Genomic DNA, 12,531 nt, shown 5'->3' on the forward strand with positions numbered 1-12,531 from the left:
GAAGATCTTGTGCGAAAGACACGCTGTATCCATTTTGGCATCTTAATGGATACAGCGTGTCTATTTTGCATCCTACGAGATTTCGTTCAGTGTGGATTGCCTTCTGTTTATATATCGGCATACAGAAATGGAGGTAAAAGTCGATGAACATCAAGACGTTTACGCTCATGTTTATCGTGATTTATCTCGTCCTGAGTCTTCCTAGTATGTTAGGAATCGGCTATGTGATTGATTGGATTCCGCAAGCGAGTCTTTCGCAACGAATCAGAGGTTATGTGATGGAAGGATTGGCCAATGGCTTTCAGTTCAAGATTATAATTTCAGCGATTGTCAGTGTCGGTTTGATTTCCTTGCTCTCGGAATATCGAGTCAAGAAGTCGCTCCGCTAATCAGATCGTCAGTCGTCTCCGGCTTATGACTTGACTTGGTCCATCCATGCATCAAGCAACTCATAGTCGATTTTTCCTGATTGCGCCGTGTAAAAGAAGCCGTTGTAGCGGAGCGTGTCTTCGCTATTGATGATGAATTCGTCTAGCTCGTCTCCGTCTTTATCGTACAAGGTGACCCGATATGAGTATCCCATATAGCCGAAACTTGGCTTTCCTTTTTGAAACGTGATGTCATTCAAGTTGTTCATGACGACGTATATGTCGTGGCGATTGCTTATAGAGAGCTCATAGCCGCTCTGCCCGTCAAACACGTGAATCCGGGATACGTTCGACGGTGTCGTCGTGAGGACCCGTTGCGGGATAAAGGTCGTCGCATACAGCAGTCCCACGACGAGACCGATTATCAAGAAATATTTGCATTTGTTGTGCGAAATTTTCAAGGTGCTTCTCCTTCATGTCAGTCGTCGATTTCATCTTCTCCTACTAGCCGCAGTTTCTCGAGCGAATCGATCATATGCGCGATTACTTCGTCAGGATGGCGCTCCCACGTACCGAGCTCGGCCACGACTTTGAGCGGTGCCTTTGACCGGTATGAACGGGTCGGGTTGCCAGGGAAGCGCTTGTCGGTCAGGTTCGGGTCGTTCTCGAAGTCACCCGTCGGTTCGACGAGATAGATGCGCTCTCGGGCATCGGACTTCGCGAGCTCTGCTCCCCATTTGGCGGCGTCGAGCGTCCCTGTAAAGTAGATATAGTTCGACTGTTTATCTTGATAGTTTGAATTACGTCGCGGTTCAAGTAGTTCTCCAAGCTTCAGTTCGGCTTTCGTCCCGTGAAAGAACGGTCCCGGGTCGAGCGGTTTCGCATCGTTCGGCATATGGCAACTCTCCTTTGTTTCGTGTCTTCCCAGTATAGTGGTTGAAATTAGGAGAAGATAGTCTGTTTTTGGTGTCGGAATCACGATATAATAAAGACGGGAAGAGCGACCGGCTCTTCCCTTTTGCATACCTACAATTGTTTTCGGAATGAATAGCTGGTGATGGTATATCCCATCTTGTCTGTATAAAAGCGGTGCGCCTCGGTCCGGGCAAGTCCGGACTCGAGCGCGACACATGTCGCGCCACAATCGCGAGCATACTCATGGACGAAATGAAGCAACATCTCGCCATATCCGTTCGAACGATGCGCGGCACTCGTGACGAGATCATAGATGAACACGTGCTTCCCGAGGTACAGATTGACGCGGAGCTCGATACCGGCCAGCGAGACAATTTCGTCGTCGGCATACAGCGCATACAGCTCATAGCCTTGCGGTCGCATCGAGATGACGAGATCACGATACATATCAAGGGTCAGGTCGATGCGAAGCTCTTTCATGACAGTGAACGATTGGTCGAGTGCGGATGGCGTCTCGATCGGTTGGATGGTGAAGACGGTCGGTTGAATCGGAACCAGGCCTCCTTGGCTGAAATGAGTACTATCGTTCAGTTCGCTTTGCTTGAGTGCAATTCCTGTACGGTCGCGTTAGTTGAAAGAAAGGGCAAGGAGGAGACAGATGAGACATGCATTTGTAATTGGGGGGAGCGGGATGTTGGCGGATACCGTTTTGTGGTTGGCCGACATGGGCTATTCCGTGTCAGTGATTGGGAGAAATGAAGCGAAGATGGAGCGGGTGATTCGTCAAAGCCCAGACCGCTTGAACCCCGTGTTCGTGGACTACCGGGATAACTCGCGTTTCCTGCAGTCCGTGCGACAAGCGATTGCTGAACGAGGAAAGATTGATCTCGTCGTGGCTTGGATTCATTCGGATGCGCCGGACGCCTTGCCGATTGTCATCGCGGAACTCCACGACGCAGCGGTGTACCATGTCCTTGGGAGCCGGGCGAAACGTGATGACGTCAAAGCGGACTTGTTGATCCCCGATACGATTCGCTACCACCAAGTCCAACTCGGGCATGTTGTAGAGCAGGGCAGTCGGCGTTGGTTGACGCATGAAGAGATTTCCGGAGGCGTGATTGAAGCGATTCAAAGTGAAAAGTCATATCACGTTGTCGGCATGAACGGGAACTGAGGGATATGATACATAAATAAATTGATGAGGTGAGGTTCGTGATCGACATGGCAAAACATAAAGAGTTCTTCAAACACTTATGTCGGGCGTCTCGACTTGGGGAGTTGAAAAGTGGGCCGACCGCCGTAACGGGTGGATTCATGCATAATATGTATCAGATCGAGACCGCCAGTGGGAAGTACGCCATCAAGCTGTTGAATCCACAAATTTTGAAGCGGCCTGAAGCGCTTCAGAATTTTCTCAACTCTGAAATCATTGCCAATCTGGCTTCGAAAAAAGTCCCGGCGTTGGCTGCCCACATCATAGATGGTGACTCAGTTCAAACGCTCGATGGTCAGTTCTATCTCGTCTTCGATTGGGTGGAAGGAACGAGGTTATCACCACATGAGATTCAACCGTTTCATTGTCGGCAAATCGGAGACATCTTGGCAACGCTCCATGGTCTGGAGGACACGACCGCTCTCGTCTCTTTTGAAGAAGTCGGTGAAGAACTGGCGATTGATTGGGACTTTTATTTGCATGAAGGAATCGAACAAGGAGCCGAGTGGGTTGAACACTTACAAAAAAACGTGGATGACTTGTATTCGTGGCATCGACAGGCAATTCGATCGTCAAACTCGCTCGCGTCAAAACGTGTCATCAGCCATCGGGACTTGGATTCAAAAAATGTGCTATGGCATGATGAACGTCCCCTTGTCATCGACTGGGAGTCGGCCGGTTCGATTCATCCGATGCAGGATTTGGTGGAGACGGCGCTCTATTGGTCTCAAGATGAGACTGGAATCGTCAATCAAATCAATTTCGTTTCGTGTATCCACGCTTATGAACAGAAACGAGGGCGAAGTGAGGTGGATTGGCAACGTGTACTATGGTATGGCTGTCTCGGAAAGTTGAAATGGCTGGAATACAACGTGAAGCGATCCCTACAAATCGAAAGTGCGGGCCGTACGGACCAAACAAAAGGCACACTTCAAATCGTACCGACAATCGATGACTTACGTACATATACCGCGCAAATTTCCCGGTTACTGACCTGGCTACATCAAAAAAGGTAAACATACAATTCGTACTGAGGAGCTGTCACCAATCATGAGAATTCTAATCGGACAACCAAAGATGGAGCAACACCTAGAACAATTCATTCAAGAGATTGAAGCGAACCCTACGGTCGACTTGATTCTGTATCCAGAGGGCTATTGTCAGGTCACACATCTAGACGAGGTCAAGGAACTAGCGAAGCGATTCCAGACAGCGGTCGTGATGGGCTATCGGAACGAGCAGAACGTGGACCGCGCCCTCATCATCAACAAGCGAGGGGAGACACTGTTAGACCGTGCCAAGACTCCGGAAACGATGCCGCTGTTCATGCCTTCAACCGTTAAGGACGACGGTCACCGATACGGGTATGTGCTCTGCCGAGAAATCTTCATGGGGCTTGACGGACTCCAATCGGAAGAAAACATTCAACTCATCTTTAATCCGATTGGCGTCGGCATGTTCAGCGAAGAACAATATGCGGACTGGTCTGGTGAAGCGAAAAAAATCGCGATGCAACAACGCTCAATCATTCTCGGGACGAGCCACGCCGACGGGTCGTACCGGAACTGTGGATTTTCGATTCCAATCGCCTACTGTTTTGATGAGACGGGCGAGGTCGTATTGCTCTCGAAAAACGATACGCGCACCCGGATTGTCGATACGGAATTGAAGACCGTGGTCGTACTTGAAGACTCGGTCTCATGTCGTTGACTCGACCGATTCAAACGACCGATGGATCTGCGTTGAAAGCCGTGCTCTTCGATTTAGACGGCACGCTGCTAGACCGGGATGAGTCCGTACGACGGTTCATCCATGACCAGTATACGCGGTTGAAAGGACCTCTGTCAGGTATCGAAGAACAAGACTATGTCACGCGCTTCATCGAACTCGACCATCACGGCTATCGATGGAAAGACGCGGTGTATGACCAGTTGATTCAGGAGTTTGAGATTAGCGGAATCACTCAACAAGAACTGCTCGAAGACTATGTGAACCGGTTTCACCATTGCTGTGTCGCGTTCCCGAATCTCGACCCAATGCTGAATGCCTTAAAAGCGCGTGGTCTTCGACTTGGTATCATCACGAACGGATTTGGCGAATTTCAAATGAAGTCTATCCACGGTTTAGGGATCCGTGACTATTTCGATTGTATTCTCGTCTCTGAATGGGAAGGCATGAAGAAACCAGATCCCGACCTGTTTCATCGGGCTCTCGAGGCATTAGACGTTACGCCAGGAACTGCCATGTTTGTCGGGGATCACGCGCTCCATGATATTCAAGCCGCTAAGCGAGTCGGCATACGGACGGTTTGGAAACGGAACGACCGTTGGGAGGAGTCTGAAGCAGACGCCGATGATTCGATTGACGATTTGTCCGAATTGATTGTGATGCGGTGAGATTATCTTTAGGAGAGGAAGTTGCGTGATGCCGTTAGATGTAGCGTATATCGAGGAGCGGATGAAATACCATCGCGTCCCGGGTTGTAGCATCGCCTGGATTGAACACGGGCGACTCATGGACTCTAAACAGTTCGGAACGGTGGCGACGTGGAGCGGTCAACGGGTGAAGGCTGACACGCGCTTCAATGCCTGTTCGATGAGTAAGTTTCTGACCAGTGTCCTCGTTATGAAGTTGGTCGAAACGGGACAGGTAGCGTTAGATGAACCGGTGAATGACCGACTCGTTTCATGGCAACTCACAGATGTTGCCTCAAAACGTAGCGAGGTGACGTTGCGTCAAGTATTGCGTCATGAGTCCGGGGTCATCGATGCGACGGACAGTTTCGGAGAGCTTGATGTCACCTTCGGACGACCTTCGATGATCGCTTTATTGAACGGAGACACGCCGTATCACGACGGACCGGTTCATGTGACTGGCAAGCCGGGCCAAACGTTTCATTATTCAGACGCTGGATTTTGTGTGATTCAACTGCTGATTGAGGACGTCATGGAGCGTCCGTTCGCGGATGTGATGCGTGACGAGCTGTTCGTCCCGCTCGGTATGCATGCGAGTGGGTATCACTTCGAGGTGGAAAGTGTGAAGTTCGCGAGCGGCCACGACAAGCACGGCCATTCCGTCGCCCCCATCATCCCGCACTATCCATATCCAGCGGCGGCCGGATTGTGGACGACGACAGAGGATTTGTCGCGCGTCGTCATCGAAATGATGGAGGCGGTGAAAGGTAACAGTCGTGTTCTGTCTCCTCGGATGGTAAAAGACATGCTGTCTGCTTCGTCTTCAAACCCGTTCGTCGGACTCGGTGTCTTTCTTGACGGGGAGCATGGGCAACGTGAGCTATCCTCACTCGGCTGGGGAATCGGTTTTCAAAGCATGATCGTGGCATACCCGTACATCGGCAAAGCAATAATCATCATGACGAATGCAGAGTTAGGGGTGCACCAAATGGATGGTCTGATTGGGGATATATATCGCGCGACATTCAACTGAATGCGGACATGTTCGCAATGATTTCGTCGACGACCGCGTTTCCATTTTCTCGATTCACATCATAAAACGTATCCTCATGCGTCAATGACACGTGTTCACCGCTTTGGAGCTCGTACTGTTCGAGTAACGGACGAATCCGGTCATGGACGACGCGGGCGGCCTCTGGGGACGTATGTGGATAGATGATGGCGAACGTGTCTAGGGCGATGCGGTACTTATGATCTGTTCGTCTCGTGGCCAGATGGAGCTCGTCGCTGAAGTAGTTCAAGAACCATTCATACTCGGTCCGTCCATAGCGCTCCTCGAACTGTCTCAGCTCTTGGATTTGAATGAACGACACCGCGAAGGCGTCCCCATGGCGAATCAGACGATCGCGTTCTGCATTCAAGTCCATCCGAAACCGTTCGGCATTATCGAGCCACGTCTCAGAATCGACGGCCACGAGCTGACGGGCCCGCTCCTCTAACTCGAGCCGAGACAGCTGATCGTTCTTCACGAGTTGATGGACGAGGCCGGACAAAATGGACATGACGAGCAGCAGAACTGTAAAACTGATGCCTCTGCCGTTGAAAAACTGAACGTTTCCTGCTTCATAGATGGACGCGAACCATCGGAAATAGATGAATAAAAAGAGGAGAAGCGTGACAGACAGGGTCAGCCCGGCCCGCATCCCAAAGATGAGGGAAGATAAGACGATGGCGGGTAAAATCAAGTAGCCGAGAAGGCCGGTGTTACTTTCGGACAAAAGGACGGTGTACGCCATCGTGCCGACAACCATACAAGCGATGAGCCCGAACAAATAAATCGAGTCATTGGTCCATTGCTTCATGTTCATCCCTCCATCTGTTTCGAATCGGCTCGCCATGAGCCACCTCCTCAATTACCCGCTATATGTTGGGAATAACCAATCAAAGATGTCCGTCACCTTCATTATAGAACATCGATGGAAAACGACGAGCTCATTTTTCGAATCGGGGCGAGTGCGTTCTTCGAATGAATCAAGTAAACGACACCACCGACATCTGTGCCGGTGGTGTCGTCAGTTATGGCGCTAAGTTGGTCTGGCCGTCGTGAATCAACGTGCCGAGAGATTCGCCCGAACAGATGCGCTTCATCGCGCCCGTCTCTTCGAAGTCGAACACATGGATCGGGAGATGATTGTCCCGCGCGAGGAGCAGCGCTGACTGATCCATTACCTTCAAGTCATGGCGCAATACGTCGTTATAGTGGAGCGACGTATATTGTCTCGCCGTGTTCGATTGATTCGGATCGTCCGTATAGACGCCGGAGATCCCGTTCTTCGCGACGAACAGGGCGTCGCAGTGCATCTCGACCGCGCGTTGAACTGCTGGATAGTCGGTTGAGACGAACGGCTGACCGTTACCGCCTGCAAAGATGAGGACGTATCCTTTGTCCAGATGGGTGAGTGCCTTCAGCCGAATGTACGGCTCGGCCATGCTCGGAATCGGCATGGCCGTCATGACCCGAACTTCGCGGTCGGTCTTACTCTTCAAGACACCGCGCAACATCAAGCTGTTGATGACGGTGCCGAGTGTGCCGATGTTGTCAGCCTCGACGCGGTCGATGCCCCATGCGTCTGCCATATTTCCTCGGAAGATGTTCCCTCCGCCGATCATCAGGGAGACGTTGATGCCCATGTCAATCAATGACAGGATTTCATCCGCAATTTGATCGAGGTTGTGTGCATCGAAATTTGAGTTGTCCTCGCCGGCGATGGCCGCCCCGCTCAACTTGATGAGCACGTTTTGATAGTTGTTCATCGTTACACTCCCTTTACGATTCCAAATCTCCAAAATTATATAGTTTTTTCAATTAATTAGCAATGATTTTAAGGTGTCAGTTATAATGGAAAGTGAGATTGTTGGAAACGGGAGAGGAATGGGGGGACATATACATGAAGCATTTTGTGAAAGTGTTTGAGACAGAACTTGAAGTGAATCTTAAAGGAGAGCATGGTACACCGATCGTCATCATGACTGGAATGGGTTGTTCATTCGAGGAGTGGCATGAGGTGACAGAGAAGCTAAGTGCAATGAATCGGGTCATCCTGTATCACCGGCCGGGGATTGGCAGAAGTGAGCAGAGTCAAGGTGAGCGCAACACCGAAGCAACAGTACGCGATTTAAAAGAACTATTACACATTCTGCGTATTGACGAGCCCGTCATCTTGTTAGGACATTCCTACGGAGGACTTTGCGCCCAGCATTTCGCGAAGCGTTATCCATCTGATGTGGCTGCACTCGTGCTCGTTGACTCCACATCGCATGACTTGGAGAGGCTTGATACGCTAGACTTGCCAATCATGAATGAGGGAGCGTCGGATGAGGAATGGCTGAAACAATGTGAGGCGTATGCAGAGCAAACCGAATCAGCGTTAACGCGACGTATCCAAACCGTATTGACACCCAATCAGCTGAAGCTTCCGAGTGATGTTCAAGCAGAATTGATTCAATTTTTCCAAAGACCGAATCTGTATAAAACGATGATTGATGAAGTCAAGAACTGGTATGCGGATGCCCGGTTCATAAAACAGTTAGGAAACCTCGGTGTGATGCCGTTATATGTGATTGGACGCGACGCCGACCATGAAGTCGAACAAGGCATGTTAAACGGTTTTCCTGAATCTGAGTTAAGGTTATTAGAAGCAACGTGGCATCAACTCATTCGTGAACAAACGATGCTCTCAACGACTAGCAAGCTGGTGATTGCGGAACAGGCATCGCATGCCATTCATTTAGATCGTCCGGATGTTATTATTGCTGTGGTAGAAGAACACATTGATCAGATGACTCAAGCGATACAATAAGCCGAATGTCGCCGCAACAACTAAGAAAGAGCCGATTGAGAGAATGGTCTCAATCGGCTCTTTCTGTGTCGAGCATAAGAATTCAGTCCGTTTTTTTGAACAGCGCCGTCCATAGTGCCGGGACCCCAAAGACGTCTTCAGAACGGTCGGCCTGTCGCATCTTGCGAATCTCGACTTCCTCGAACGAATGGAAGATGGACCGAAGTTTTTCAGGCGTGAAGCCGAGCCCGCCGTTCAGGTTTCTTCGGCGATACACTTCCCAGTCCGTGATGTCCGAGCCGCCGAGCTCGCCACCTTCCACGAAGCACGTGATTGCAAAGTGACCGTCTGGCTTTAGCGTTTTCCAGACTAAATCGATATACTGTTTTCTTCGATGCGGCGCGATATGGTGAAAACAACCTGAATCATAAATGACGTCGTAGGTGGACTCTTTTAGTTTCACATCAAACAGATTGTCATGCATGAAGTTCACTTCCACTTGTTTCTTAAGGGCGCGTTCTTTGGCCCATTCAATCGACGTGATGGACAAATCGATGGCATCAACCGTACATCCGTTCTCCGCAAAATAGATGGCGTTGCGTCCAGGACCGCTCCCTAACTCCAACACGTGACACGGTGCTAGGATATCCCGCTCAAAATAGCTGACCAAGTTTTCATCAGGCTTGTTCACAAAGAAGGGGATGCGCTTGTCTCGATCTGCGTAAAACGAGTCCCAAAACTCACTCGGTTCCCTCAACAGAGAGTCCAACATATGCAATAAATCTTCTTCAGTTCGAATCGTCTCTTTCATGGTATCCCCCGCTTTTATAGTTTCTTGAACACTCCTTAATTATACGATTTTTTCCAAATATGAGGATGTCAGGTACATGACATTCAGGTTAATTCATCTCGGATTTGAAGGTAGTAGATGGACCGGTGAATCGTGTTTAAAGGGTTCAGGGGCGTCCATCTAGCTCGTTGTCTAAACTTCCATGTCCTTCCTTTCGGTTCAGTGATTATCGAAAGAAGAAGTGATTTTGAGAGCGTGAAGCGGAGTATTCATTTTCGAAAATCCCTATTTATTACAACTATTATAATTATGTTACAAATGAGGCAGTTTGGAATTACGAGACATTCTCTTCAACAACGACCGCCTCATACATCCCTCGTTTTGAACGTTCGAGCATAATCCGAACCGTGACCAAGCCGACGAGCAAGAACGAGAGCGAGAAGGCGACGTACGTCGAACGGATCCCGACATATTCAGCGAGGAGACCGATGCCGAACGTCAACCCGATAATCAAGACAGACTCCGCTACGTTGATCACCCCAGAGAAGCGGCCCATCAGCTCGGTCGGGACGTTGTTTTGATAGAACGACAAGAAGCCGGTGTTCGCGAACGACAGAGCGAACGTGAGCAAAAAGAACCCGACTGCTGCGAGTACGAATGACTCGGAGAAGGCGAAGACGAGATAGCCGACAGGTGTTAGGATGGCACCGAAACTGATTAGGAACGGTAACGTTAGCCGGGCACTGAACGTCGCGTTGATGATGGAACCGGTGATAATCCCGGCTCCGGCGACACTAACGAGAAAACCGTAGCGACTCTCAGAGAAGTTGAGCACTTGCGTCGCGAACGACGCCTCGAGCGAGTCGAGCCCCGACATGAAAATCGTCATGACGCAGAATAGGCCATAGACGAGTGTGACGTAACGCATGGTCGATGCGAATCGGACGACCGTTTTCCAATCATCGAGAATCATGCGCAGGTTGAACACTTCGACCTCGTCGCTGGCCGTGAACAGCTTCGGTAGTAGGGAGAGGATTCCGACGGACACGAGCAACGCCAACGCGTTCAACTGAATGGCGAACGTCGGTGTGCCGATCATGAACAACAATCCCGCGATGGCCGGGCCTAAGATGAACCCGGCCGATTGGACGAAGTTCTTGAGCGCGTTGAATCGTTGCCGGTCACTGCTCGGGACAAGCTTCGTCATATAGACGAGGGAGGCCGATTCGAAGACAGAGCTCGCGATGTTCAGCAGAAACACGAGCACATAAATGAGCGCGAGTGAGTCGATGAAAGCGAGACTGAAGACGACGACGGCGCGGAGCGCATCAAGCCACATCATCAAGCGGCGTGTATCGGTACGGTCGATGACCGAGCCTGACCAAACGTTCGCGCACAGGGCCGCGAGCGGGACGAGGATGTAGAGGACCGACACGGCGAACGCTGATTGCGTCATCTCAAGGACGATCAAGTTGAGGGCGATGAAGTACACCCAGGCCCCAAGGTTCGAGATGCCAACACCAGCTAGTAAAAGTAAAGGTTGTTTCCAAGTACGCATATCCATCGTCCCCGTTCAAAGTAGATTTTGAACAGTATGTCACAAAAATGATTGATACACTAGAAAAATCCAAATGATTTCAAAATTTTATGGATTTGATTATCCGACTTGCTCACTTTCCATAGATTGGATAAAGAGGCTGCGATATACTTTTTGATAGAGCCAGATGGCCGTCGCCCCGAACGTAATATAGACGACCGCCATCATGAATGGCGGAATCCATCCATACAACGAGACGCTCACGGCGCCGATGAGTAGTGCTCCCCGATAACGAAGCCCGTTGACAGCCAGGTATTGGCTGCGCCTCGATTCATCCATGAGCCGTGCGAGTAGCGCCTGGTGAATCGGGACGTACAACAACTCCCCGAGTGTGAACACGAACGTACCTAATAGCATAATAACAATAGAATCGCTGACGAGGAGCATCGCAAATCCGCCACTGAATAGGACGACCCCGGTATATAGCACCGAACGCTCGTTGAACGGATTCGTCCATTTCAAGACGAGGAAGCTGAACAGAAGCACGAGCACCGTATTCTCGCTCCGCAACACACCGAGCAGCATCGTCCCTTCGAACGGGACGCCGAACAGCAACTGTGGCGTCGTAAACGTGTCCACGAAATGAACGGCGAGATAGTGGGTCAATTGCAGTTCGAGCGACAGCGTCAACACACCGGCAATTAAATATGCGGTGAACAACCGGTCGCGAAACACGATCGCGTAGCCGTGATAGAGCCCGCGCCAAGAAAGAGGGGACGTGCCCGACTGCGGTCGATACGTATCGTTCAATCGCATCCGAATCAACAGCAGGCACCCAAACGATGCCAGCGCCGCGCCAACCAAAAGGTCGAACAGATGCGCTTGGAACAGGAAGCCACCGGCGATGCTGCCGACGACGATGGAGATGTTGAGCGTCCAGTAACTGAGCGCGTACAAGAATTTACGATTATCGCTCGTACTGTCATCAATTAAAATCGCCTCGTTCGCTGGTGTGACGATGCCACTTACGATGTTGTTCATCAAAAAGAAGACGAACGTCAGTGTCGGGGCGGTCAGAAATGCGGAGTTGCAGAACGCCATGGCGACGAGGCTCAATAGGCGGAGGTGTTCCCCGGAGACGAGGACTCGTTTGCGGCCATATTGGTCAGACCAAGCACCGCCGTACAGGCTGCCGATGAAGGACAGCACAGTCGTCATCAAAATCAAGACGCCGGCAAGCGTCACCCCGAACTGTTGGGCAAAATAAATCGTCATGAACGGGAAGATGGCCGTCTGCGTCAATTTTTGAATGAAGTTGATGGTGATTCTGATTTTTAAATTGGGATGTAACGAGTGGAACATATGGACACCTGGCTTTCATCGAATTGTCGACCTGTGATCGGTCTACTTCGATTATGGAAGGTGAGGCGGCTTGCGTCGTGTCGAGAATTGCGC

The 12,531-nt window shown here is 50.5% G+C and carries 15 protein-coding genes; 7 read left to right on the plus strand and 8 right to left on the minus strand.

All coding sequences use genetic code 11. The features are described from left to right. Nucleotides 1-143 precede the first annotated feature (143 nt). Complete coding sequence (locus M467_RS27295) at nucleotides 144-389, plus strand: hypothetical protein (protein ID WP_021067378.1); 246 nt, start codon at nucleotides 144-146, stop codon at nucleotides 387-389. A gap of 23 nt (nucleotides 390-412) precedes the next feature. Here the strand turns inward: M467_RS27295 and M467_RS27300 are convergent, their stop codons facing one another. From M467_RS27300 to M467_RS27310, 3 genes are all read right to left on the minus strand, one after another. Continuing rightward, nucleotides 413-829 (minus strand): YxeA family protein, encoded by a 417-nt coding sequence (locus M467_RS27300; protein ID WP_021067379.1) that lies wholly within the window; start codon nucleotides 827-829, stop codon nucleotides 413-415. Between the two features lie 17 nt (nucleotides 830-846). Then, a complete protein-coding gene (gene arr / locus M467_RS27305; protein WP_021067380.1) occupies nucleotides 847-1,263 on the minus strand; it encodes an NAD(+)--rifampin ADP-ribosyltransferase in 417 nt (138 codons plus the stop codon). 131 nt (nucleotides 1,264-1,394) lie between these two features. Beyond that, a complete protein-coding gene (locus M467_RS27310) occupies nucleotides 1,395-1,763 on the minus strand; it encodes a GNAT family N-acetyltransferase (protein WP_021067381.1) in 369 nt (122 codons plus the stop codon). A 178-nt stretch (nucleotides 1,764-1,941) separates the two neighbouring features. On the opposite strand from M467_RS27310, the gene M467_RS27315 reads away from it, so the two are divergent. From M467_RS27315 to M467_RS27335, 5 genes are read left to right on the plus strand one after another with little or no spacing between them, the layout of a single operon-like run. Then, nucleotides 1,942-2,457, plus strand: a complete 516-nt coding sequence (locus tag M467_RS27315) for an SDR family NAD(P)-dependent oxidoreductase (protein ID WP_031200230.1) — start codon at nucleotides 1,942-1,944, stop codon at nucleotides 2,455-2,457. 47 nt (nucleotides 2,458-2,504) lie between these two features. Continuing rightward, nucleotides 2,505-3,512, plus strand: coding sequence for a phosphotransferase enzyme family protein (locus tag M467_RS27320; RefSeq protein ID WP_031200231.1), 1,008 nt, complete (start codon nucleotides 2,505-2,507; stop codon nucleotides 3,510-3,512). Between the two features lie 34 nt (nucleotides 3,513-3,546). Beyond that, nucleotides 3,547-4,206 (plus strand): hypothetical protein, encoded by a 660-nt coding sequence (locus M467_RS27325; RefSeq protein ID WP_021067384.1) that lies wholly within the window; start codon nucleotides 3,547-3,549, stop codon nucleotides 4,204-4,206. Continuing rightward, the gene (locus tag M467_RS27330; RefSeq protein ID WP_021067385.1) at nucleotides 4,197-4,892 is read left to right on the plus strand and encodes an HAD family hydrolase; all 696 of its coding nucleotides are present in this window, start codon (nucleotides 4,197-4,199) and stop codon (nucleotides 4,890-4,892) included. Before M467_RS27325 ends, M467_RS27330 begins: the two co-directional genes overlap by 10 nt. Before the next feature lie 28 nt (nucleotides 4,893-4,920). Beyond that, a complete protein-coding gene (locus M467_RS27335) occupies nucleotides 4,921-5,943 on the plus strand; it encodes a serine hydrolase domain-containing protein (RefSeq protein WP_021067386.1) in 1,023 nt (340 codons plus the stop codon). On the opposite strand, the gene M467_RS27340 is transcribed toward M467_RS27335, so the two are convergent. Next, entirely contained in the window at nucleotides 5,936-6,772 is an 837-nt protein-coding gene (locus tag M467_RS27340; RefSeq protein ID WP_158406026.1) for a GGDEF domain-containing protein, read from the minus strand. The genes M467_RS27335 and M467_RS27340 overlap by 8 nt on opposite strands. A 214-nt stretch (nucleotides 6,773-6,986) precedes the next feature. Continuing rightward, nucleotides 6,987-7,724: a UMP kinase gene (gene pyrH / locus M467_RS27345; RefSeq protein WP_021067388.1), complete on the minus strand. Its 738-nt coding sequence runs from the start codon at nucleotides 7,722-7,724 to the stop codon at nucleotides 6,987-6,989. A gap of 134 nt (nucleotides 7,725-7,858) precedes the next feature. Between pyrH and M467_RS27350 the strand changes: the two genes are divergently transcribed. Next, entirely contained in the window at nucleotides 7,859-8,770 is a 912-nt protein-coding gene (locus M467_RS27350) for an alpha/beta fold hydrolase (RefSeq protein WP_021067389.1), read from the plus strand. 82 nt (nucleotides 8,771-8,852) lie between these two features. On the opposite strand, the gene M467_RS27355 is transcribed toward M467_RS27350, so the two are convergent. The 3 genes from M467_RS27355 to M467_RS27365 form a co-directional block, all read right to left on the minus strand. After that, the gene (locus M467_RS27355; protein ID WP_021067390.1) at nucleotides 8,853-9,560 is read right to left on the minus strand and encodes a class I SAM-dependent methyltransferase; all 708 of its coding nucleotides are present in this window, start codon (nucleotides 9,558-9,560) and stop codon (nucleotides 8,853-8,855) included. Between the two features lie 313 nt (nucleotides 9,561-9,873). After that, nucleotides 9,874-11,097 (minus strand): MFS transporter, encoded by a 1,224-nt coding sequence (locus M467_RS27360; protein ID WP_021067391.1) that lies wholly within the window; start codon nucleotides 11,095-11,097, stop codon nucleotides 9,874-9,876. A gap of 99 nt (nucleotides 11,098-11,196) precedes the next feature. After that, nucleotides 11,197-12,438 carry an MFS transporter gene (locus tag M467_RS27365; RefSeq protein WP_021067392.1) on the minus strand — a complete coding sequence of 414 codons (1,242 nt, stop codon included), beginning with the start codon at nucleotides 12,436-12,438 and terminating at the stop codon, nucleotides 11,197-11,199. Nucleotides 12,439-12,531 lie beyond the last annotated feature (93 nt).

The organism is Exiguobacterium chiriqhucha RW-2 (assembly GCF_000416965.1).
GTDB lineage: Bacteria > Bacillota > Bacilli > Exiguobacteriales > Exiguobacteriaceae > Exiguobacterium > Exiguobacterium chiriqhucha.

Excerpts from the sequence above, each read along its gene's own strand:
- M467_RS27335 (WP_021067386.1), top strand. The coding sequence starts at position 4,921 with ATGCCGTTAGATGTAGCGTATATCGAGGAGCGGATGAAATACCATCGC.
- M467_RS27355 (WP_021067390.1), bottom strand. The coding sequence starts at position 9,560 with ATGAAAGAGACGATTCGAACTGAAGAAGATTTATTGCATATGTTGGAC.
- M467_RS27360 (WP_021067391.1), bottom strand. The coding sequence starts at position 11,097 with ATGCGTACTTGGAAACAACCTTTACTTTTACTAGCTGGTGTTGGCATC.
- M467_RS27320 (WP_031200231.1), top strand. The coding sequence starts at position 2,505 with ATGGCAAAACATAAAGAGTTCTTCAAACACTTATGTCGGGCGTCTCGA.
- M467_RS27315 (WP_031200230.1), top strand. The coding sequence starts at position 1,942 with ATGAGACATGCATTTGTAATTGGGGGGAGCGGGATGTTGGCGGATACC.
- M467_RS27295 (WP_021067378.1), top strand. The coding sequence starts at position 144 with ATGAACATCAAGACGTTTACGCTCATGTTTATCGTGATTTATCTCGTC.
- M467_RS27330 (WP_021067385.1), top strand. The coding sequence starts at position 4,197 with ATGTCGTTGACTCGACCGATTCAAACGACCGATGGATCTGCGTTGAAA.
- M467_RS27340 (WP_158406026.1), bottom strand. The coding sequence starts at position 6,772 with ATGAAGCAATGGACCAATGACTCGATTTATTTGTTCGGGCTCATCGCT.
- arr (WP_021067380.1), bottom strand. The coding sequence starts at position 1,263 with ATGCCGAACGATGCGAAACCGCTCGACCCGGGACCGTTCTTTCACGGG.
- M467_RS27310 (WP_021067381.1), bottom strand. The coding sequence starts at position 1,763 with ATGAAAGAGCTTCGCATCGACCTGACCCTTGATATGTATCGTGATCTC.
- M467_RS27365 (WP_021067392.1), bottom strand. The coding sequence starts at position 12,438 with ATGTTCCACTCGTTACATCCCAATTTAAAAATCAGAATCACCATCAAC.
- M467_RS27350 (WP_021067389.1), top strand. The coding sequence starts at position 7,859 with ATGAAGCATTTTGTGAAAGTGTTTGAGACAGAACTTGAAGTGAATCTT.
- M467_RS27325 (WP_021067384.1), top strand. The coding sequence starts at position 3,547 with ATGAGAATTCTAATCGGACAACCAAAGATGGAGCAACACCTAGAACAA.
- pyrH (WP_021067388.1), bottom strand. The coding sequence starts at position 7,724 with ATGAACAACTATCAAAACGTGCTCATCAAGTTGAGCGGGGCGGCCATC.